Source organism: Pseudomonas sp. GM30 (assembly GCF_000282275.2).
GTDB lineage: Bacteria > Pseudomonadota > Gammaproteobacteria > Pseudomonadales > Pseudomonadaceae > Aquipseudomonas.
On record NZ_AKJP02000008.1, the window covers coordinates 85380 to 106978 of the forward strand.

Consider the following 21599-nt stretch of genomic DNA (forward strand, 5'->3'; position numbering starts at 1 on the left):
CCCTGCCGCGTTGTTGCGGTGGCACCCGGGCGGCATTTTACACAATAGGCGGGACGGCTGCGAAAAACTCGACGACGTGGGTCGCTGCCTGGCAATTTCTCGATACGTGGAAATTGGCTTCCTGATGTGTGCTTAGCTGTGCGCCGTCCGTTTCAGCTTCTGACCCTCTATAAAAATGAAAACAACCCTCATCGCCTTATTCGCTTTGTTATCAGTCATTCAGACCTCGCTGTCCGTTGCGGAAAATGCCAACGGCAAAAATCTTTATGTCCAGCGCTGTGCCGTGTGCCACGGCGCCGACATCAAGGCAACCGGGCCATTGGCCAATAAAAGCAATCCGCCGACACCTGACCTGACAACAGCCACCTTCAAGAAACGCCTGAAGGATTATCCGGGCGTCATCGTGTCCTCGATCATCCTTCGTCCCAATGGAAATCTGATTCCAAAAACCTTGCGGGATAACGGCGTGAAGATCGCGCCGCATGCCTGGAGTGTTCAGGATTTTCGCGATCTGCATCAATACATGAGTGAGGTGATTGCCAAAGCACGATGATCTGGAGATGAACGGCGGAGCGTTCCAAGGAATGAATTGCCCGGCTTAATAGGAACCATTACTATTCGAACCCCTTTCCACAGCACGCCGTCATGAACCCCATGCTGCCCCGCAGACCCGGCTTTTTCGAGCATTACGAAGAGTTGATCGGCACCTGGACCCGGCGCCTGCGCAATCGTGCGCAGGCCGAGGATCTGGCGCACGACACCTTTGTGCGGGTGCTCGAATCCGATTCGGCGGCGGTGCAGCAGCCACGGGCGTATCTGCACCAGACCGCACGCAATATTGCGGTCGACGGTTATCGGCGTGAGGATCGGCGGGAAGCCATGGAGTCGCAGGCGATCGATCACAGTGTGTCGTCCACCGGCGACCCGGAGCATTACATGCAGGCGATCCAGTTGGCCGACTCCATCGAACGGGCGCTGCAGGAACTGCCGCTCAACTGCCGGAAGATTTTCGTCTGGCAGAAGATCGAAGGGCTGACGCAGGCGGAAATCGCCGAACGCCTCGGGCTGTCGAGGAACATGGTCGAAAAGTATATGATCCGCACCCTGCGCCACTTGCGCGATCGCCTTGACGGCATGCAGTCATGAGCGGTCGCCGCTTTTCATCCCCAGCCCGACAGGACATTCCATGATGGATACCCGTGATTGTGCGTGCGGGCAAACAACGGTGCGCGATGAAGCGGCACGCTGGTTTGTGCGTCTGCAGGAGCCGCTGATCAGCGCCGACGAACAGCAGCGTTTCGACGTCTGGCTGAACCAGCATCCGCAACACCGTGACGAATTCCAGTTGCTGCAAGGCTTGTGGACGGCGGCGGATCTGCTGCCGGCGCCACGCCTCAAGGCCCTCGTCGAAACCCCGCCAGACCGCCGCGAGCGTCGTCCGCTGCTGCGCTATGCCGTGGCAGCCAGTGTGCTGGCGGTGGCGCTCGGCCTCGGTTTGTTCAGTGGTTTGAATCATCCGGATGGCTATAGCGCCGAGTTCGCAACGGCGCTGGGTGAGCGCAAACATGTGGCGCTGCCGGACGGATCGGTGATCGACCTGAACAGCCGCAGCCGTCTGCAGGTGCGTTATGAGAAGGATCGCCGGCTTATCGAACTGTCCGAAGGCGAGGCGATGTTCAGCGTTCAGCACGACACCGCGCGCCCGTTCGTGGTCGAGGCCGGCAGTGGCAAGATCACCGTAACCGGTACGCGGTTCGACGTGCGCCGCGATGTCACGCAAACCCGGGTCGCGGTGGAGCAGGGCACGGTCAAGGTGCAGGGGCGCACTGCGCCGGACGACCAATTCATCAACCTGACCGCGGGCCTCGGCACACATGTCGATGCCGAAGGCAAAGTCGCTGCCGCCTATGCGGTCAACCCCGCCGAACTGACGGCGTGGCGTGGCGGCAAACTGGTGTTCAACAACGCCAGCCTCAGCGAAGTGGCGGCGGAAGTTTCGCGTTATCGCGACAAGCCGCTGAAGGTCAGCAACCCGACCGTCGCAAATCTGCGCCTGACCAGCGTGTTCAAATCCGATAACACCGACGCCTTGCTCAAGGCCTTGCCAAACATCCTGCCGGTGGCCGTTCGCACCCATGCCGATGGCAGTCAGGAAATAATTTCAAAATAAAATTCAGGTTTTTTTCGAGTTCATCGTCTTCCTGTTCAACTGCAACTGGTTTGCATTAACAGACGCACACTCTTGCGATCCACAGGATTACGTTCGACGTGAAAAACACCTCAGCCCACAACAAAAAATCCCCTTGGTTACCGCTGGCCCTGGCGCTGGCGGTCAACGCTGCCATGCCACTGGCGTATGCCGCCGACGCCATTCATATCCGCGCCCAGCCGCTGGGCCAGGCTCTGAGTGAACTGGGCCAGCAAACGTCGTTGCAAGTGTTTTTCAGCCCGGATCTTGTGGCCGGCAAACAGGCTCCCGCCGTCGATGGTGATATTTCCCCGGAGCAGGCACTGCGCCAATTGCTCCAGGGCAGTGGCCTGGACTATCAGATCAACGAAGGCTCGGTGACCCTGGCGCCAGCCGCAACCGCCGCCAGCAACGGCCCGCTGGAACTGGGCGTGACCGACATCAAAGTGGTCGGCGACTGGCTCGGCGACGCCGACGCTGCGGTGGTGCAGAACCACCCGGGCGCACGCACGGTGATCCGCCGCGAAGCCATGGTCGAGCAGGGCGCGATGAACGTCAGTGACGTGCTCAAGCGTGTACCGGGTGTGCAGGTGCAGGACTCCAACGGCACCGGCGGCAGCGACATCGCGCTGAACGTCGGCGTGCGGGGCCTGACTTCGCGCCTGTCGCCACGCTCCACGGTGCTGATCGACGGCGTGCCGGCGGCGTTCGCACCATACGGCCAGCCACAACTGTCGATGGCGCCGATCTCTTCGGGCAACCTCGACAGCATCGACGTGGTACGCGGCGCCGGTTCCGTGCGTTACGGGCCGCAAAACGTCGGCGGGGTGATCAACTTCGTCACCCGCGGCATCCCGGAAAAAGCCACCGGGGAAATCGGCACCACCCTGGAAACCACCCGTTACGGCGGCTGGAAGCACATCGACACGGCGTTTCTCGGCGGTACTGCCGATAACGGCATGGGCGTGGCGCTGCTGTACTCCGGGGTCAACGGCAACGGTTACCGCGAACGCAACAACGGCAACGACATCGACGACGTGCTGCTCAAGACCCATTGGGCGCCGACCGATCAGGATGATTTCAGCCTCAACTTCCATTACTACGACGCCAGCGCCGACATGCCCGGCGGCCTGACGCAGAAGCAGTACGACGACAAACCGTATGATTCGGTGCGCGATTACGATAATTTCAGCGGCCGGCGCAAAGACGTGTCGTTCAAGTGGATCCGCCAGATCGACGAGCGCACCCAGGCAGAAATTCTCACCTACTACACCGACAGCTTTCGCGGCAGCACCATCGCCGCCCGCGACCAGAAAACCCTCAGCTCGTACCCGCGTTCCTACTACACCCTCGGCGTCGAGCCGCGTGTGTCGCGGGTCTTCGACGTCGGCCCGACCACGCAGGAAGTCAGCGTCGGTTATCGCTACCTGAAAGAGGCGATGCACGAACAGTCGAGCCGTCTGGCGCTGGTCAACAATCAGCCGGTGGTCACCCCGACGTCCGACGGCCATGTGTTCCAGGACCGCACCGGCGGCACCGAGGCCAACTCGGTGTACGTCGACAACAAGATCGACGTCGGCAACTGGACAATCACTCCGGGCATTCGCTTCGAACACATCAGCACCGACTGGCATGACCGCGCCGTGCTCGACACTGCAGGCAAACGCGTGCCGGAGAAAAACCGCAGCATCGAAAGCAACGAACCGCTGCCGGCGCTGAGCGTGATGTATCACCTGTCGGACGCGTGGAAACTGTTCGCCAACTACGAAACCTCGTTCGGCAGCCTGCAGTATTTCCAGCTTGGCCAGGGCGGCTCGGGTGACCAGACCGCCAACGGTCTGGAGCCGGAAAAAGCCAAGACCTACGAGATCGGCACGCGCTACAACGATGACGTGTGGGGCGGGGAAGTGACGCTGTTCTACATCGACTTCGATGACGAGCTGCAATACATCAGCAACGATGTCGGCTGGACCAACCTCGGCGCGACCAAGCACCAGGGCATCGAAGCATCGGTGCATTACGACATGGCGGCGCTCGATCCGCGTCTCGACGGTCTGACCGCCAACGCCGGTTTCACCTACACCCGCGCCACCTACGAAGGCGAGATTCCGGGCTTCAAGGGCCGTGATCTGCCGTTCTATTCGCGGCAGGTGGCGACCGTGGGCTTGCGTTACGACGTCAATCGCTGGACCTACAACATTGACGGTTTCGCCCAATCGAAACAGCGCTCGCCGGGCACCGGAGTCAACGCTGATGGCAGCTTCAACGGCAATTACATTACCGAAGGCACGGCCGACGGGCAGTACGGCGACATCCCCGGTTACGTGACCTGGAACGTGCGCGGCGGGTATGACTTCGGTCCGCAGGTGTCGAACCTGAAGCTCGGCGCCGGGGTGAAAAACGTTTTCGACAAGCAGTATTTCACCCGTTCCAGCGACAACAATTCGGGGATGTATGTCGGTGCGCCACGGACGTTCTTTGTGCAGGCCAGTGTGGGCTTCTGATCACGCCTGACCCTGTGGCGAGGGAGCTTGCTCCCGCTGGACTGCGCAGCAGGCCCGATTTTTGGGGTTGCTTCGTAACCCGGCGGGAGCAAGCTCCCTCGCCACAATGACGGTGTTCAGACCTTGAGGACTTTGCCGCCGATGGCGACTGCCACCAACAGCACCGCCATCAACCCGAAAGCAAAACTCAAACTGCTGGCATGCGCGACAAAACCGATCACCGCCGGCCCCGCCAGAATTCCTGCGTAACCCAGCGTGGTGATTGCAGGCACCGCGATGCTTTCCGGCATCACCGTCTGCTTGCCCACCGCCGTGTACAGCACCGGCACAATGTTCGAACAGCCGGCGCCGACCAGCGCATAACCCAGCAGCGCCGCTTCCCAGCTCGGGGCGAAGGTCGCCAGAAACAGACCTGCCGCCGCCAACAACCCGCCGAACAGAATGATCCGCGTGGCCCCGACACTGCGCACGATCCGGTCACCCAACAAGCGTCCCGCCGTCATGGTCAGGGCAAATGCGGCGTAACCCAACCCCGCATACGCCGTGTCGATCCCGCGTTCCTGCGCAAGGAACACTGCGCTCCAGTCCAGCGCTGCGCCTTCGGTGAGGAACACGATGAAACACATCCCGCCGATGAACAGCACAATGCCGTGGGGAATGGCGAACGCCGGGCCCGAGCTTTCACTGCCGTAGGGCAGCATGTGCGGCACCGCTTTGAACAGCGCGCCGATCAACACCGCCACCACCACCAGCATCGCCGCCAGCGGCGTCAGCCCGAGACCGAGCAGGGCGCTGACACCGGCCGCGCCGACAATCCCGCCGAGGCTGAACAGGCCATGAAACCCCGACATCATATTCTTGCCGCTGGCCCGCTCGACGATCACCGCTTGCAGGTTGACGGTCGAATCCACCGTGCCCAACCCGGCGCCGAACATGAACAGCGTGGCGATCAGCGCCGGTATCGACGACACCGTCGCCAGCAATGGCAGCGCCGCGCAAATCAGCAGGGTGCCGCCGGTGGCGACTTTGCGGCAGCCGAAGCGCGTGGCGAGAATCCCCGCCAGCGGCATCGCCAGAATCGAGCCGACCCCCAGGCACAGCAGTAACAGGCCCAACGTGCCTTCGTCGAGTCCGGCGCGGGCCTTGGCGTACGGCACCAGTGGCGCCCACGCGGCAATGCCCAGACCGGCGATGAAAAAAGCGATGCGCGTCGACATCTGTTGCAGGCGTCCGGGGACGAAGGTGTCTTGGGGGTTGAGGCTGGTCATATCGATCCTTGGCAAAAAACGTCGCGTCCCCCGAATGACAGTGATAGCGCGTCGAGGTTCGATCGCAGGTCTCGGGGCGGTGCAACCGACATCCTAACCTGTGGCAGCGAGCTTGCTCGCGAATGCGGTGGTTCAGGCAATGAATATGGCGACTGATACGCAGCCTTCGCGAGCAAGCTCGCTCCCACATTGGATGACCGGTGTTCACAAATGCCCGTTCTGTGCAGAAGCCTGTGGGAGCGGGCTTGCCCGCGATTGCGGTGGTTCAGGCAATGAATATGACGGCTGACAAACCGCTTTCGCGAGCAGGCTCACTCCTGCAGGGGATCGCGGTTTACAGTGATGGCTTCGACAAGGTGAGTGAGGCCGGTGATGACGCAGTTCTACGATGCGCGGGGCAATATTTACGGGGTGGTTTCGCCGCAGAGGCTTCGCGAGCTGGGGATCGATTTGCCGAACGATGCCGCGCAGTGTGCTGTGTCGAGACCGGCATGGAGTCGCGCAGCCATTGCGCTGTGCTGCGAATGGCCCGAGGGCCAGCGTCCGGCGGGGAGTAAATCGCACCGCAGCGACGGTCTGCTGATCGGCCCGTTCCAGGCAGTGCCGCCGTTCGACGTGCTGATCGTCAACACCGACGGCACCTTGGCCGAACGCAGTGGCAACGGCCTGACGATCTTTTCCCAGTCGTTGCTGGAGCAGGGGCTGATGCCGGCGGAAGGGGCGTCGCTGCGAGTGCATCACGACAAGGGCGACGCCGTGGAAACTTCGGTGAAACCAGCTGCAGTCGATGGTGTTATCGGCTTCTGGCTGAATCTCGGTCAACCGGGATTCGGGCCTTCAGCGGTGGCCGCTCAAGATGTTGAAAGCCGCGAATTCAATGGTCATGAGGTGAGCCATGTAAAACCACTGTCCCAGCTCGATCCCGCGTGGCAGCACAGCCAGTTCGTGCGCATCGGCAATCCGCATTGCGTGACCTTGCTCACCGACGTTGCCGCGTTGCCGAGCAACCCGCAAATGCGCGAATCGCCCTGGGCTGAAGGCCTGACCCGAATCGCCTACGCCATGCCGACCGGCGCCGGCCAGCCATGCCCGGCGGGCGTCAATCTGCAATGGGCCGCGCTTGAGTCAGCGCAGCGCATCGTCGCCCGGGTGTTCGAGCGTGGCGAAGGGCCGACGGCGTCTTCAGGCACCAGTGCCAGTGCGGTGGCCTGCGCAGCATGGGCGGTGGGTTGGGTGGCGAGCGGCGAAGTGCACGTCGTCATGCCGGGCGGGACGGCGCCGGTGTTGCTTGAAGAAGAGCAGGGCGAATTGGTGCGGGTCAGGCTGTTTGGTACGGCGCGATTGATCGGCTGAACCGGCTAACGCCTTCGCTGGCAAGCCAGCTCCCACAGGGTTATATGGTGAACACAAATCACGCGTTCACTGCTGAATACTGTGGGAGCTGGCTTGCCAGCGATGAGGCCATCAGCCTGACAACCATTTCAGATCTGTCCGCCGCTGAACTCCACCACCGGCATCTGCCGCTGCATCAACACCTTGCCGCCACGAATCGAATACAGCGGCAGGCCCTGGCTGCGGATCACTTCGTAATCGCTGTCCGCCGACAGAATCAGCAGGTTCGCCGGACGCCCCTGTTCCAAACCATATCGCTCACCCAGGTGCATGGCTTTGGCGCTGTTGTCGGTGACCAGATCCAGCGCATTCTGCAGGTTGCGATAGCCGAGCATATGGCAAATGTGCAACCCGGCCTCAAGCACGCGCAGGATGTTGCCGTTGCCCAGCGGGTACCACGGATCGACGATCGAGTCCTGGCCGAAACACACGTTCATCCCGGCTTCGAGCAATTCATTCACGCGGGTCACACCACGGCGTTTCGGGAAGTTGTCGAAACGTCCCTGCAGGTGAATGCTTTCGGTCGGGCACGAGACGAAACTGATCCCGGAATGCCCGAGCAAGCGGAACAGTTTGGCGCAGTAGGCGTTGTCGTAAGAACCCATTGCCGTGGTGTGGCTGGCGGTGACCCGCGCGCCCATGTCGCGGCTGCGTGCTTCTTCGGCGAGCACTTCGAGAAAGCGTGAATGCGGGTCGTCGGTCTCGTCGCAATGCACATCCACCAGGCACCCGGTGCGCTCGGCCAGGTCCATCAGAAATTTCACTGAACTGACGCCCTGATCGCGGGTGTACTCGAAATGCGGAATGCCGCCAACCACATCGGCGCCCATGCGAATCGCTTCTTCCATCAGCTCGCGGCCATTGCGAAACGACTCGATGCCTTCCTGCGGGAACGCGACGATTTGCAGGTCGATCAGGTGCCGGGTTTCTTCGCGGACTTCGAGCATCGCCTTCAGCGCGGTGAGCTGCGGATCGGTGACGTCGACGTGGGTGCGCACGTGCTGGATGCCGTGGGCGGCCAAGGCCTGAATGGTCTTTTTGGCGCGGGTCTTGGTGTCTTCTTCGGTGATGGTGACCTTGCGCTCGCCCCAGCACTCGATGCCCTCGAACAGCGTGCCGCTCATGTTCCAGCGTGGCTCGCCGGCCGTCAGCGTGGCGTCGAGGTGGATGTGCGGCTCGACGAAGGGCGGCACCACCAGATTGCCGCCGGCGTCGAGGTCGCCGGGGTTGAGGGTCGGGGCTTCGGTCTGGCGGCCGATGCTGCGGATCAGGCCGTCTTCCAGGTGCAATTCGTGCAAACCCTCCTGGTTACGCAGCCGGGCGTTGATGATGTGCATCAGGCGAATCCTTCTTATAGGTCTGGTAGTGGCGCACTGGCGCGACGGGCGCCGAGCAGGCCGGTGACGATGACATACGTTAGCGCGGCGGCGGCAATCCCTACCAGCGGCGCGACCCACGGCGAGTGGAACGCAGCGAGCGTACCGACCGCGTAAGCCCCCAGCCCCGGCCAGTTGAACGCCGGCAGCCGTGCGTCGGCCAGACGCGGATAACGCCCACGCCAGCGGAAGAAAAAGTCGGCCATGATCACTCCGCCAATCGGCGGAATTACCGTGCCCAGCAGAATCAGGTACGGCACCAGCATGTCGTACATGCCCAGCAGGGCGAGCAGGGTGCCGATCACTGCGCCGGCCAGGGTCACGGTTTTGCGTCGGCCGGTGCGCAGCAGGTTGCAACCGGCGACGGCGAAGTTGTAGATGGTGTTGTCCTGGGTGCTCCAGATATTCAGCAACAGCATCGCCATCGCAGCCATGGCGAAACCTTGCAGCAGCAACACTTCAACCACGTCCGGCTGCTGATAGACGATGGCGCCGTAGGCACCGATCAGCACCATCAGGCCGTTGCCGATGAAAAATCCGATCAGGCTGGCGAGCACGGCAACCCGTGCCGAGCGCGAGAAACGGGTCCAGTTGGTCGCCTGGGTCGCGCCGCTGACGAAGGTGCCGAACACCAGCGTGATCGCGGTCGACCAGTCCAGCGAACCCGTCGGCACCACGCTGAGCAAACCATCGAGGCCGCCAACTTTCACCGTCGCGACCCACATCGACAGCATCAGCAGCAACATCATCGCCGGCACCGCGATGTACGACAGAATCTCCAGGCCGCGATAACCGACATACGCCGTGGCGCAGAACACCAGGCCGAACAGCACCATCAGGCCGAGCACCGTGCCTTGCTCCAGTTCGAAGTATTTGCCCAGCACCACCGCCGCCGTCGCGGTGCCCCAGGCGTACCAGCCGATCTGGGTGAAACCGAGGATCAGGTCGCTGAGCTTGCTGCCGACCTCGCCGAAACAGAAGCGCCCCATCAGTACCGAATTCAGGCCACTTTTGAACGCGATGTAACCCAGACCTGCCGCGTAGAGCCCGAGCAGCAGGTTACCGACGATAATCACCGCCATCATCTCGGCAAAACTGAACGCGACGCCGAGCTTGCCGCCGGCAAACATGGTTGCGGTGAAAAAAGTGAAACCCAGCAGCACCATGGCGGTGGAGGCCAGGCCTTTGCGTGCATGCATCGGGACTTCGCTGAGGGGGTAGTCGTTGCCGGGATCGTTCTGCGTCATGGGGCGTTCCTTGCTGGATTGGGGAGACGCGGGGTGGGTTGCAGTGGTCGTGCCAAATGCTGATTGGCGCGGGTTATGTATAGACGAGGCGCATGGATTGGCGCGAAAGCGGTGCAACTGAATGCACCCGAGCCCCATGTAGGAGCTGCCGCAGGCTGCGATCTTTTGATTTTGATTTTGATTTTAAAAAACAAGATCAAAAGATCGTCCGAACGCGGCCCGAGCCTGCGGCAGCTCCTACAGGGATTTATGTGGGTCAGAGAAATCTGAGCAGGGCGGCGACGATGGCTTCCGGGGCGTCTTCCTGGACGAGGTGGCCGGCGTTGGCGATTGGGTGAAATTGCGCGCCGGGAATCATCTTGTGCAACGCTCGACCCCGCTCGATGGGAATCCACTGGTCGGCTTCGCCCCAGAGAATCTGCACCGGGCAGCGGATGCTCGGGTACAGCGGTTCGGCCTCGCGGGTGTAGCGCTCGTCCATCTGCGCGATCTGCCGATAGAACGCCGCTTGCCCCGGAGCGCCGAGCCACGGTTGCACGTAGGGCGCCAGTTCATCATCGGGGATGTCGCGGTGAATCGCCCCGCGAATGTAGGTCGGGACGATGGCGCGCTGAATGTAATCCGGCAGGCCACTGAACGCCGCTTGATGCTGGCGCACGTGCTGCACGAACGGCGAACCCCATGGCGTCAGCGCCACCGGGTCGATCAGCGTGAGGCTGCGGTAGTCTCTGCCATCGAGCAAATGCGTGCGCAGCGCGGTGGCGCCGCCGAAGTCGTGGGCGACCACGTCCGGGCGCTGGATATTCCAGTGATCGAGCAACTGCGCGAGAAGTTGATTTTGCACGCCGAGGGAAACATCGGCATCCGGTTGTGCGGAGCGCCCGTAACCCAGCAGGTCGAAATAATGCACCCGGTGACTGGCGAAAAAATGCGGCGCGATGCGGTGCCACACATAGGATGAAAACGGTGTGCCATGCACCAACACCAGCGGCGGGCCGTCGCCGCGCACGGCGTGGCGCACCGGGTACCCGTTGAACTCGAAGACCTGATCCAGCAGCCAGTCCGTCATCGGCCTGTCCTCTTGGCGGGTTTGAGCCAAAAAGCATAGGCATAAAAAAACAGCCGTGAAGGCTGTTCTCTATTTTCCTGACAAACACCGATCCTTTGTAGGAGTGAGCCTGCTCGCGATAGCGTCGGCACATCCGCAATCAATGTGTCTGACAAACCGCTATCGCGAGCAGGCTCACTCCTACAGGGGGATTTGTTTGGATCATTCACCGCGATAGATGCAACCGCTGGTGCAGGTCTCGTGAATGCGGATTGCGCTGAGTTCCGGCAGCAGGGGCTTCAGTTCATTCCAGATGAATTTGGCCAGCACTTCGCTGGTCGGGTTTTCCAGGCCGGGAATGTCGTTCAGGTAGTTGTGGTCCAGACGCTCGTAGAGCGGCTTGAAGATCGCCTTGATCTCGGAGAAATCGCGGATCCAGCCGGTGTGCGGATCGAGGTCGCCGCTCAGGTGAATCGCCACCTTGAACGAGTGACCGTGCAGGCGTCCGCACTTGTGGCCGTCCGGGACGTGCGGCAGGCGGTGGGCGGATTCGAATGTAAATTCCTTGAAGATTTCCACAGTATTTTCGGCTCTGTTCAGGTGGCGTTCGCCGCAGCGATTCGGGCAGGCGGCGAGTTTACCAGCTTGTGTTTGGCGATGCGGGAAAACACTGACTAAAGGGTCAGCAAGCGCTCGGCGAGGCGACCGTTGGTGGTCAGCTCGAGAAATTCGTCACCCAACCGGCGGCTTTCGTCCATCGCCGCGTGCCAGTATTTCTGCCGGCTCGGCGCATCGCCCATGAAGCGCTTGAAGTCGTTACGGTCGGGCAGTTTGCCGTAGGGCAGGCGCGCCAGATATTCCTTCGAAGGCGCCAGCAACAGCACGTCCTGCAAACGCTCCACCGAGGCGCGGCGCCACGGCAGGGTCTTGTCGAACCAGCCGGGGATCACCCGGTCGGTGAAGTGCGGATAAAGCACGATGCCGTCGCCGCTGTAGGGCAGGTCGAGGTGATAGTCGAGCAGCCCGCCGTCGCGGAAGGTGCCGGCACCGGCGCCCGGCAGGTCGCGCACGCCCTCCATGACCATCGGGATCGAACCGGACGCCAGCAGCGCTTGGCGCAGGTTGCCCGTACTGAGGGCGACGAAGCGCGACGGGAAGTCATTCAGCGCATTCACCGGCGGCGCCAGGCGCGGGTCGTGAATGATCAGCCGTTCGAAGTGCCGCGACAGGCGCGCGCGACCGCGCAGGTTATCGGCGATTACCGAACCCAGCGCCAGACCGAGGCGGCCGCGATGGTCATCGGCCAGATGCCCGTGGCTTTTCACCACCATGATGTTCAGGCGGTAATCGGCGTTGTTGAGGATGCTGGCGTCGCGGCCGTCGAGCAGGTCATTGAGCATGCGCTGCGAGCTCGCGCTGATCTCTGCCATGGTCACGCCTTTGTTGAAATTCTGCTCGGCGTACAACTGACCGAGGCGGCGGATGCCTTCGGCGGCGTCCGGCAGGCAGGCGCTGGCGAAGCGCCAGGAACCGACCGATGCACCGATCAGCGAGCGCTCACGCGGCGCGCTCGGCAGCCATTCACCGAACAACGCCAGGTCCAGCCCTTGAATCCCCAATGCCTTGGGCCCACCGGCCGCACCGGGCAGGGTGCCGACGTCAGCGGCATTAAGGCCCTGGGCACGAATGCGCGCCATGGCCCGTGGGCCGGCCTTGAGGGTGAGGGCGGGGAACTTGATGTGGATGGCGGTCATACCGGTCTCGATCGTTAGCAAGCGAACAATTATAAGCACATGTTACCGAACTCTGTAGGAGCTGCCGCAGGCTCGGGCCGCGTTCGGACGATCTTTTGATTTTTAAAGGCAAGATCAAAAGATCGCAGCCTGCGGCAGCTCCTACAGGGCAATGATGGCAATTCAGTTTCAGTTAAGTTGCTCCCGCTAAGGTGCCCACCGTAGCTGCACATAAAAATACGGAGACACCCATGAAAACCCTGACTGCCCTGTCCATTGCCTCGATCATCGGCCTGACCGCCAGCCTCGCCCACGCTCGCGATCTTGGCCCCGATGAAGCCCTGCGCCTGCGCGACGCTGGTACTATCGTGTCCTTCGAGAAGCTCAACGCCACGGCGCTGTCCAAACATCCGGGGTCGACCATCACCGATACCGAGCTGGAAGAGCAGTACGGCAAGTACATCTACCAGATCGAAATGCGTGATCCGCAAGGGCTGGAGTGGGACCTGGAATTGGACGCAGTGACTGGGCAGGTTCTCAAGGATCATCAGGATACGTAATGAAGGTTAATGTTCGCGCCACCCGCCGCACGGCGCTGGCGCTGGTGATGTGTTGTTCGACGGCCATGGCCCGCGATCTCGGTCCGGATGAAGCGCTGGATCTGCGCAAGCAGGGCGTGATTCTGCCGCTTGAGCAAGTGCTGCAGCAGGCGATGGACCGTTACCCCGGCGCAAAACTGCTGGAAGTCGAGCTGGAAGAAAAACACGACGTCTACATTTATGAAGTCGAGTTGCTGACCGTCGAAGGTGTCGCCCGTGAGTTGCACCTGAAGGCCGATACCGGCGAACTCGTGAAAGACAAGGAAGATTGACCGATGCGTTTGCTTCTGGTGGAAGACCACGTGCCGCTGGCCGACGAACTGATCGCCGGTCTGCAGCGCCAAGGCTACGCGGTGGACTGGCTGGCGGACGGGCGCGATGCGGTTTATCAGGGCAGCAGCGAGCCCTATGACCTGATCATTCTCGACCTCGGCCTGCCCGGCGTTCCCGGGCTGGAGGTGCTGGCGCAATGGCGCGCCGGTGGCCTGTCGACCCCGGTGCTGATCCTCACCGCTCGCGATTCGTGGGCCGAGCGCATCGAAGGCCTGAAGGCCGGGGCTGACGACTACCTGACCAAACCGTTCCATCCCGAAGAGCTGCACCTGCGGGTGCAGTCGTTGCTGCGCCGCTCCAAGGGCCAGGCCAATCAGCCAACGCTCAAGGCCGCCGGCCTGCATCTGGATGAGGGGCGTCAGTGCGTGATTCGCGACGGCAGCGAGATTCAGCTGACCGCCGCCGAATTCCGCCTGCTGCGCTATTTCATGCTGCACCCGGAACAGATCCTGTCGAAAACCCACCTCGCCGAGCACCTCTACGATGGCGAAACCGAGCGCGATTCCAACGTCCTCGAAGTTCACGTCAACCACCTGCGGCGCAAGCTGGGTAAAGCGGTGATCGAAACCCGTCGCGGCCAGGGTTACCTGTTCGGCGGGCAAGCTTCGTGAGATCGATCCAGCGCCGCTTGAGCCTGGGCTTGATCAGCGTGATGGTGATCGTCGGCCTGGTGCTGGCGCAAACCAGCCTGTGGTTGTTCGAAGTCGGTTTGCAGCGTTACCTCGAAGCGGGCCTGCGCAACGACAGTGAAAGCCTGCTGGTGGCACTGGTGCGTGGCCCGCAAGGTTTGCAACTGGACGAGCGGCACCTGTCGCCGGCCTATCAGCGACCGTTTTCCGGGCATTACTTCCGCATCGATTTTGCCGACAGCCACTGGCGTTCACGTTCGCTGTGGGATCAGGATCTGCCGCTGCTGGAACACCCCGGTTTGCACAGCAACCTGCAACTGGGGCCGGACGGTCAGCAGTTGCTGGTGTTGCGCTCGGACTATCGACGGCTGGGGCAGGCGATCTCGATCAGCGTCGCCCAGGATTACACCCCGGTGCGCGAGAGTTTCCAGCGCATGCGTCAGATCGGCCTTGGTTTGGGCCTGGCCGGTTTGCTGCTGATTCTGCTGCTGCAACGGCTGACGGTGCGCCGCGCGTTGAAGCCGCTGGAACGCGCGCGCGAGCAGATTGCCCAGTTGCAACAGGGCCAGCGCTCGCAACTGGACGATCAGGTGCCGGTGGAGCTGGAGCCGCTGGTGGCGCAGATCAACCATTTGCTGGCGCACACCGAAGACAGCCTCAAGCGCTCACGTAATGCGCTGGGCAATCTGGGGCATGCGCTGAAAACGCCGTTGGCGGTGCTTTTGAGTCTGGCGTCGAGCGAAAAACTTGATGCCCACCCGGAGCTGCGCAAGATCCTCAAGGAGCAACTGGAGCAGGTACAGCAGCGGCTCAATCGTGAGCTCAATCGCGCACGGTTATCCGGTGATGCGCTGCCGGGTGCGCTGTTTGATTGCGATGCGGAACTGCCGGGATTGCTGGCAACGCTGAACATGATCCACGGCGAGCATCTGGCGTTGAGTTACGTCGCGCCGCCGGGGCTGCAACTGCCGTGGGATCGCGAGGACTTGCTGGAACTGCTCGGCAACCTGCTCGACAACGCCTGCAAATGGGCGGATGCCGAGGTGCGTCTGAGCGTGATCGAACGGACTGACGGCTACGCCCTGAGCGTTGAAGATGACGGCCCGGGAATTCCTGAAGAGCAACGCACTCAGGTGTTCAGCCGTGGCACGCGGCTCGATGAGCAGACTGACGGGCATGGCCTGGGACTGGGGATCGTGCGCGATATCGTCGAGACGTGGGGCGGGTTGCTGGTGCTGGGCGAGAGCGAGTGGGGCGGGTTGAAGGTAGTGATCGAATTGCCTAAACGCTGATCTCCCCAACACCATAAATCCCCTGTGGGAGCGAGCAAGCTCGCTCCCACATTGAAGTCCAGTTGGATTCAAGTCCGAGTCAGACCCGGAACTGATCCATCAGACTCTGCTGCTGATTCGCCAGGCTGTTCAGCGACTGGCTCACCCGCGCCGATTCATTGGCCTGTCCGGACAGCGATTCGGTCACATCACGAATGGTTGCCACGTTGTTGTTGATCTCCTCGGCCACCGCGCTCTGTTCTTCCGCCGCGCTGGCGATCTGCAGGTTCATGTCGCTGATCACCGTCACTGCATCGCCGATCTGGCGCAGTGCGGTCACCGCTTGCCCGACCTGCTCGACACTGCCCTGCGCCTGACGATGGCTGTTGCCCATCGAACCGACCACATCCTGGGTGCCGGTCTGCAGCTGTTCGATGACCTGACGGGTTTCTTCCACCGACTCCTGCGTGCGGCGGGCGAGGTTGCGCACTTCGTCGGCGACCACGGCAAAACCACGCCCGGCTTCACCGGCACGCGCTGCTTCGATCGCCGCGTTGAGCGCCAGCAGGTTGGTCTGTTCGGCGATGGCGCGGATGGTCTCCAGAACGGTGCCGATCTTCTCACTGTTGGCGGCCAGACCTTCGACCTGCACCATGGCAGCGCTCATGTCGGCGGCCAGGGTGTCGATGCTCGCGGTGGTGCGGTCGATCACGGTCAGGCCCTGACGGGTGGCGCGGTCGGCGTCCTTCGCCGCTTCGGCGGCTTGCGCGGCGCTGCGTGCGACGTCCTGCGCGGTGGCGCTCATTTCGTGGGAGGCAGTGGCGACCTGATCGACCTGACGGTATTGCTGCTCCATGCCGGCGCTGGTCTGGGTGGCGATGGCCGAAGACTGGTCGGCGGTGTTGCGCGCGTCCTGCACCGAGCGTTTCACCTCGGCGATGATCGGCTGCAACTTGTCGAGGAACTTGTTGAACCAGCCGGCCAGTTGACCGAGTTCATCCTGCTTGTCATAGGCCAGGCGCCGGGTCAGGTCGCCTTCGCCACTGGCGATGTCTTCGAGCATATGCGCGACGCCGAGTATCGGCTTGGTCACGCTGCGCGCCATCAGCCACACCAGCAGCAGACCGACCAATGCCGCGAGCACGCCGAGGCTCAGTTCGATCAGAGTACCGGAGTTGTTGCTCGCATCCAGTTGCTGCTTGAGCGCTTCGGCGCGGCTGACCAGCACCTTTTCCGGCACGTCGAGCAACACGCCCCACGACGGCCCGCCGGGGATCGGCTGGAACGGCGACAGCACTTTCAACTGGCCGTTGCTGTGCAGGCTGCTGACGCTGCTGCTGGTGCCGAGTTGGCGCAGCAGTTCGGCGCCGCCGACGGTGTCCACGGCATCCAGACGCTTGCTCAGTTTGCTCGCATCCGGGCTGTAACCGGCGAGCAGGCCGGTGGGGCTGATGATGCTCACGGCGGTCTGGCCGTCGTAGAGTCTTTTGCTCGCGCCCTGACTGATCGCCTGCAGGCTGTTGAGGTTGATGTCCACCGACAGCGAGGCGATGACTTTGCCGTTGACCATCAGCGGGAAGACGATGCTGGTCATCAACACGTTCTGGCCGTCGATCACATAGAAGTACGGTTCGATCACGCACGGTTTGAGCGTGGTGCGCGGGCAGGTGAACCAGGCGTTGGCCGCCTGACCGCTGGGGCCGGTGCTGGTGTCGGCCATGTCGCTTTCCGGCAGGGCCATCGAGGTGACTTTGCCCGGGGTCGGCTGCGACCAGTACAGGGCAAAACGGCCCTTGTCGTTGCTGCCGAGTTCAGCCTGACCGGCGAACAGTTCATCCTTGCCGTCCAGCGCATTGGCTTCGAACACCAGCGACAGACCGAGCAGCTCCGGGTTGGCCTGCAGCGCGGACTTGACCTGACGGGTCATGTCTTCGCGCAGGTCGAAGGCATCGAGGAAGCGCTTCTCGGCCTGCTCGCGCAAAAACAAAACCTGCCGCGAGAAGCCGTGGCCGTACTGATAGGCGTCCATGAACTGCTGGCGAATCCCGGCAGCCTGCACCTCACCTTGCGATTCAATGCGCGCCTGGGCCGACTCGGTCAGCATCTCCATGCTCGACGCCTTCACCAGCTCGGAGCTGTGCTCCATGCGGTACAGCGAAAGACCCACCAGCAGGGTCACGATGCCCGCCAGGCACAGGCCGGCGAGCAGGGTGATTTTCCATTGAATGGAAAGTTGTCTGAGCGACATGGAGACGTCCTTATTCGATAAATATCTGAGACTTTGCACTGTAACGGCCGCGTTTCGGCTTTCTTTATTGTTCAGGCGCAATATGACCGATTGCCGCAGCCGAGTGACATTTAGATCCCTGTGGCGAGGGAGCTTGCTCCCGCTGGGGTGCGTAGCGCCCCCAAATCCTGCTAATGCGGTCATTCAGGGCATAACGCGTCTACCGGGTTTGCGACTGCTGCGCAGCCGAGCGGGAGCAAGCTCCCTCGCCACAGGGATCTCCTGCGCATCACCGGGTTGTGCATTGCCAGTTACATTTCAGTTCAGCCGCTCGCTTTGACACCGCCGCCACTCTGCGGCACAGTGCGCGCCCTTCTAATAAGACCCTCTTTGCAAATCCGCCGGTTAACCGTTGGCGGACTCATCCTGTCTGGCGGTGATATTTCATCGCAGTGTTTTTGAGGTAGTGAAATGAATGCAGTGATTGCTGCGGTCGGCGTCATGCTGATCCTCAGCCTGTCCCGCGTGCACGTGGTGATCGCCCTGATCGTCGGTGCGCTGGTCGGTGGCCTGACCGGTGGTCTGGGCATCGACGCCACGCTCAAGGCGTTCAACAGCGGCCTGGGTGGCGGGGCGACGGTGGCGTTGTCTTACGCGTTGCTCGGCGCTTTCGCCGTGGCGATTGCCAAGTCCGGCCTGGCCCATGCGCTGGCCGACAAGGCCCTGGCGATGGTCGACCGCCAGCATTCGAGCGGCGGCGGCAGCGTCAAATGGCTGCTGATCGGCCTGCTGTGGGTGGTGGCGATTGCCTCGCAGAACATCCTGCCGATCCACATTGCGTTCATCCCGCTGCTGGTGCCGCCGCTGCTTTATGTACTGACCAAGCTGCAGCTGGATCGGCGGCTGATCGCCTGCGTCATGACCTTCGGCCTGATCACCCCGTACATGGTGTTCCCGGTGGGTTTCGGCAACATCTTCCTCAATCAGATTCTGCTGGCCAACGTCAGCAAGGCCGGGGTCGATATCAGCCAGATCAACGTCATGCACGCCATGGCGATTCCGGCGCTGGGCATGGTCTTCGGCCTGTTGCTGGCGGTGTTTTTCAGCTATCGCAAGAAGCGCGTTTACGATCTGCAGAAGATCGAACAGGTCGAGCAGGTCAGCGTGGCGTACAACCCGAAGACCATCGGCATTGCCGGTCTGGCGATTGCCGCCGCGTTCATTATTCAGTTGCTGCTGGACTCGATGATTATCGGCGCACTGGCTGGATTCCTGATTTTCTCGGGTTCGGGCATCGTCAAGTGGCGTGAGACTGACGACCTGTTCACCGAAGGCATGAAGATGATGGCGATGATCGGCTTCATCATGATCTCCGCCTCGGGTTTCGCCGAAGTGCTCAAGGCCACCGGCGAAGTGCGCTCGCTGGTGGAAAGCGCGGCGGCGTGGATCGATCACAGCCAGGCGATCGGCGCGTTGTTGATGCTGCTGGTGGGCCTGATGGTGACCATCGGTATCGGCTCGTCGTTCTCCACGGTGCCGATTCTGGCGGCGATTTTCGTGCCGCTGTGCGTGCAGCTGGGCTTCAGCCCGATGGCCATTGTGTGCATCGTCGGCACTGCCGGGGCGCTGGGCGACACCGGCTCGCCGGCCTCCGACTCGACGCTGGGCCCGACCTCCGGGCTGAACGTCGATGGCCAGCATCACCACATCTGGGACACCGTGGTGCCGACCTTCCTGCACTACAACCTGCCGCTGCTGGCGTTCGGCTGGGTGGCGGCGATGGTCCTCTGATCCCCCCTGAAAACTGTGGGAGCTGGCTTGCCAGCGATGGCGTCGGCACATTCAATATTTATGTGGCTGACACACCGCAATCGCGGGCAAGCCCGCTCCCACAGGGATATGCAGTGTCTGCAGACTCAACTTTTGCTATTGCGTGCCGTTAACGCCTTTAACCACGCCAATAAAACCAAAAGAGTGAGCCCCCCCATGCGCTTGAGTCTCAAGGCCAAAGTCCTGTCCCTTGCCGTCCTGCCGGTGCTGCTCTTTGCGCTGGTCATCAGCCTGACCACGCTGTTCATCCTCCAGCAACAGGCGCACACCGAGGTCGAACAGACCCGTGAGCGCCTGCTCGCCGACGCCAAGGCCACGTTGCAAAGTTACGTCGCCGTGGCCATGACCACGATCAAGCCGCTGTACGACGCCGCCGCCCCCGGTGACAACGCGGCGCGGGCGCAGGCGATCAAGCTGCTGTCGGGCATCCGCTACGGCAAGGACGGCTACTTCTTCGGCTACGACTCCGAGACCGTGCGCCTGTTCAAGGCCAACGACCCCGAAGGCGTGGGCAAAAGCTTCAAGGACAACCGCGACCCGAACGGCGTCTACGTCAACCTCGGCCTGGTGAAAGTGGCGAAGGACGGCACCCACTATCTGCAATACAGCTCGCCGTTGCCGGGCAATGCCAGCGTGCTGGTGCCGAAACTTGGCTACACCGAATACCTGGCGAAGTGGGACATGGCGGTCGGTACCTCGGTCAACCTCGACGGCATCGAAGCGCAAGTCGCGGTGGTCGAGGCGCAAGTGCAGGAGCGCATGCAAGGCGTGATCCTCAGCATTGTCGGCGTGGCGGTGGTGGTGTTGCTGGTGATTGCCATCGCCGGGATGCTGCTGGCCAACACCATTCTGCGCCCGCTGAATCTGATGAAAGCCAACCTTGACGACATCGCAGCGGGCGAGGGCGACCTGACGCGTCGGCTGAACATCACCAGCCAGGACGAACTCGGCGAACTGGCCGGCTCGTTCAACCGCTTCGTCGACAAGATCCACGGCCTGGTGCGGCAGATCACCGAGATGACCACGCAACTGACTGGCCTGGTGAATCAGGTCTCGGATCAGGCCCAGCGTTCCGATCAGGCCATGGAGCGTCAGCGTCACGAAACCGATCAGGTCGCCACCGCGATCAACGAGATGTCCGCCGCCGCTCAGGAAGTCGCCAAGAGCGCGCAGAACGCCGCGGTCGCCGCGCAGCAGACTGATGAAGAAGGGCAGAGCGCCAAACGTGTGGTGGCCGGCAGCATCAAACAGATTCATGCGCTGGTGGATGACATTCGCAGCAGCGGCGTGTCGCTCGACAGCCTGCAGCAGGACGTGTCGTCGATTGTCGGCGTGCTCGGGGTGATTCGTTCGATTGCCGAGCAGACCAACCTGCTGGCGCTGAACGCCGCGATTGAAGCGGCGCGCGCCGGGGAGGCCGGGCGCGGTTTTGCGGTGGTGGCGGACGAGGTACGGGCGCTGGCCAGCCGCACGCAGATCAGCACCCAGGAAATTCAAGGCATGATCGATCGCTTGCAGGCCGGCACGCAGTCGGCGGTCGAGGCGATGCGTCGTTCCAGCGAGGCGGGCGATGGCACTTCGGCGCAGGCTAATCAGGCTGGGGCGTCGTTGGATGCCATGGCTGACCTGATTGCCACGATCAACTCGATGAACGCGCAGATCGCCAGTGCTGCCGAGGAACAAACGGCGGTGGCTGAAGAGATCAACCGCAGCGTGCATCAGATCGCGGTGGCGGTGGACAGCGTGGCGGATGAGACCCAGTTGGGCGCGCAGACTTCGCGCAGCCTGGCCGAACTTGGCCAGCGATTGGGCAAACTCGTAGGCCAGTTCCGCATCTGACGTGATCGAGAGTTCGACTCAAAACCCTGTGGGAGCTGGCTTGCCAGCGATGGCGTCCTGTCAGTCGACATCAATGTCGGATGTGCCGGCCTCATCGCTGGCAAGCCAGCTCCCA

At 62.2% G+C, this 21599-nt stretch carries 18 protein-coding genes and 2 pseudogenes; 12 read left to right on the plus strand and 8 right to left on the minus strand.

Annotation, left to right across the window (positions count from 1 at the left end; translation table 11 throughout):
- Window positions 1-175: 175 nt before the first annotated feature.
- The 4 genes from PMI25_RS06390 to PMI25_RS06405 all read left to right on the plus strand — a co-directional run bounded on the left by PMI25_RS06390 (window position 176) and on the right by PMI25_RS06405 (window position 4692).
- A complete protein-coding gene (locus PMI25_RS06390) occupies window positions 176-553 on the plus strand; it encodes a c-type cytochrome (protein ID WP_007968269.1) in 378 nt (125 codons plus the stop codon).
- 92 nt (window positions 554-645) lie between these two features.
- Window positions 646-1146 (plus strand): sigma-70 family RNA polymerase sigma factor, encoded by a 501-nt coding sequence (locus tag PMI25_RS06395; protein WP_003223490.1) that lies wholly within the window; start codon window positions 646-648, stop codon window positions 1144-1146.
- Window positions 1147-1186: 40 nt separating this feature from the next.
- On the plus strand, window positions 1187-2170 hold the full coding sequence (locus PMI25_RS06400; protein WP_007968267.1) for a FecR family protein: 984 nt from the start codon (window positions 1187-1189) through the stop codon (window positions 2168-2170).
- A 98-nt stretch (window positions 2171-2268) separates the two neighbouring features.
- Entirely contained in the window at window positions 2269-4692 is a 2424-nt protein-coding gene (locus tag PMI25_RS06405) for a TonB-dependent siderophore receptor (protein WP_007968265.1), read from the plus strand.
- Window positions 4693-4808: 116 nt separating this feature from the next.
- Here the strand turns inward: PMI25_RS06405 and PMI25_RS06410 are convergent, their stop codons facing one another.
- Entirely contained in the window at window positions 4809-5960 is a 1152-nt protein-coding gene (locus tag PMI25_RS06410; RefSeq protein ID WP_007968263.1) for an MFS transporter, read from the minus strand.
- A gap of 372 nt (window positions 5961-6332) precedes the next feature.
- Here PMI25_RS06410 and PMI25_RS06415 point away from each other — a divergent pair, with 372 nt between their 5' ends.
- Window positions 6333-7313 carry a hypothetical protein gene (locus PMI25_RS06415; protein WP_007968262.1) on the plus strand — a complete coding sequence of 327 codons (981 nt, stop codon included), beginning with the start codon at window positions 6333-6335 and terminating at the stop codon, window positions 7311-7313.
- Between the two features lie 128 nt (window positions 7314-7441).
- Here PMI25_RS06415 and codA read toward each other — a convergent pair whose 3' ends face one another.
- The 5 genes from codA to PMI25_RS06440 all read right to left on the minus strand — a co-directional run bounded on the left by codA (window position 7442) and on the right by PMI25_RS06440 (window position 12777).
- On the minus strand, window positions 7442-8689 hold the full coding sequence (gene codA / locus PMI25_RS06420) for a cytosine deaminase (RefSeq protein WP_007968260.1): 1248 nt from the start codon (window positions 8687-8689) through the stop codon (window positions 7442-7444).
- A 14-nt stretch (window positions 8690-8703) separates the two neighbouring features.
- Window positions 8704-9975: a cytosine permease gene (gene codB / locus PMI25_RS06425; protein WP_007968259.1), complete on the minus strand. Its 1272-nt coding sequence runs from the start codon at window positions 9973-9975 to the stop codon at window positions 8704-8706.
- A 256-nt stretch (window positions 9976-10231) separates the two neighbouring features.
- Window positions 10232-11044 carry an alpha/beta fold hydrolase gene (locus tag PMI25_RS06430; protein WP_007968967.1) on the minus strand — a complete coding sequence of 271 codons (813 nt, stop codon included), beginning with the start codon at window positions 11042-11044 and terminating at the stop codon, window positions 10232-10234.
- A 201-nt stretch (window positions 11045-11245) separates the two neighbouring features.
- The gene (gene queD, locus PMI25_RS06435) at window positions 11246-11602 is read right to left on the minus strand and encodes a 6-carboxytetrahydropterin synthase QueD (protein ID WP_007955941.1); all 357 of its coding nucleotides are present in this window, start codon (window positions 11600-11602) and stop codon (window positions 11246-11248) included.
- Between the two features lie 95 nt (window positions 11603-11697).
- Entirely contained in the window at window positions 11698-12777 is a 1080-nt protein-coding gene (locus tag PMI25_RS06440; RefSeq protein ID WP_007968969.1) for a patatin-like phospholipase family protein, read from the minus strand.
- A 230-nt stretch (window positions 12778-13007) separates the two neighbouring features.
- Here PMI25_RS06440 and PMI25_RS06445 point away from each other — a divergent pair, with 230 nt between their 5' ends.
- The 4 genes from PMI25_RS06445 to PMI25_RS06460 are packed head-to-tail and all read left to right on the plus strand — an operon-like array spanning window position 13008 to window position 15609.
- Window positions 13008-13316 carry a PepSY domain-containing protein gene (locus PMI25_RS06445; RefSeq protein ID WP_007968877.1) on the plus strand — a complete coding sequence of 103 codons (309 nt, stop codon included), beginning with the start codon at window positions 13008-13010 and terminating at the stop codon, window positions 13314-13316.
- The gene (locus PMI25_RS06450) at window positions 13316-13627 is read left to right on the plus strand and encodes a PepSY domain-containing protein (RefSeq protein ID WP_007915591.1); all 312 of its coding nucleotides are present in this window, start codon (window positions 13316-13318) and stop codon (window positions 13625-13627) included. The genes PMI25_RS06445 and PMI25_RS06450 overlap by 1 nt, the downstream gene beginning before the upstream one ends.
- A 3-nt stretch (window positions 13628-13630) precedes the next feature.
- Window positions 13631-14299, plus strand: coding sequence for a response regulator transcription factor (locus tag PMI25_RS06455; RefSeq protein ID WP_003223514.1), 669 nt, complete (start codon window positions 13631-13633; stop codon window positions 14297-14299).
- Entirely contained in the window at window positions 14296-15609 is a 1314-nt protein-coding gene (locus PMI25_RS06460) for a sensor histidine kinase (RefSeq protein ID WP_007968879.1), read from the plus strand. The genes PMI25_RS06455 and PMI25_RS06460 overlap by 4 nt, the downstream gene beginning before the upstream one ends.
- A 79-nt stretch (window positions 15610-15688) precedes the next feature.
- On the opposite strand, the gene PMI25_RS29835 is transcribed toward PMI25_RS06460, so the two are convergent.
- Together PMI25_RS29835 and PMI25_RS29840 are read right to left on the minus strand one after the other, a co-directional pair.
- On the minus strand, window positions 15689-16444 hold the full coding sequence (locus PMI25_RS29835; RefSeq protein ID WP_371262551.1) for a methyl-accepting chemotaxis protein: 756 nt from the start codon (window positions 16442-16444) through the stop codon (window positions 15689-15691).
- A 102-nt stretch (window positions 16445-16546) separates the two neighbouring features.
- Window positions 16547-18019, minus strand: a pseudogene (locus PMI25_RS29840) (HAMP domain-containing protein); the annotation flags it as partial.
- A 267-nt stretch (window positions 18020-18286) separates the two neighbouring features.
- Between PMI25_RS29840 and PMI25_RS06470 the strand changes: the two are divergent.
- From PMI25_RS06470 to PMI25_RS29850, 3 genes and pseudogenes are all read left to right on the plus strand, one after another.
- Entirely contained in the window at window positions 18287-19606 is a 1320-nt protein-coding gene (locus PMI25_RS06470; RefSeq protein ID WP_007968881.1) for a Na+/H+ antiporter family protein, read from the plus strand.
- 195 nt (window positions 19607-19801) lie between these two features.
- A pseudogene (locus PMI25_RS29845) lies at window positions 19802-20626 on the plus strand (cache domain-containing protein); the annotation flags it as partial.
- A gap of 102 nt (window positions 20627-20728) precedes the next feature.
- Complete coding sequence (locus PMI25_RS29850; protein WP_371917818.1) at window positions 20729-21484, plus strand: methyl-accepting chemotaxis protein; 756 nt, start codon at window positions 20729-20731, stop codon at window positions 21482-21484.
- Window positions 21485-21599: the final 115 nt, after the last annotated feature.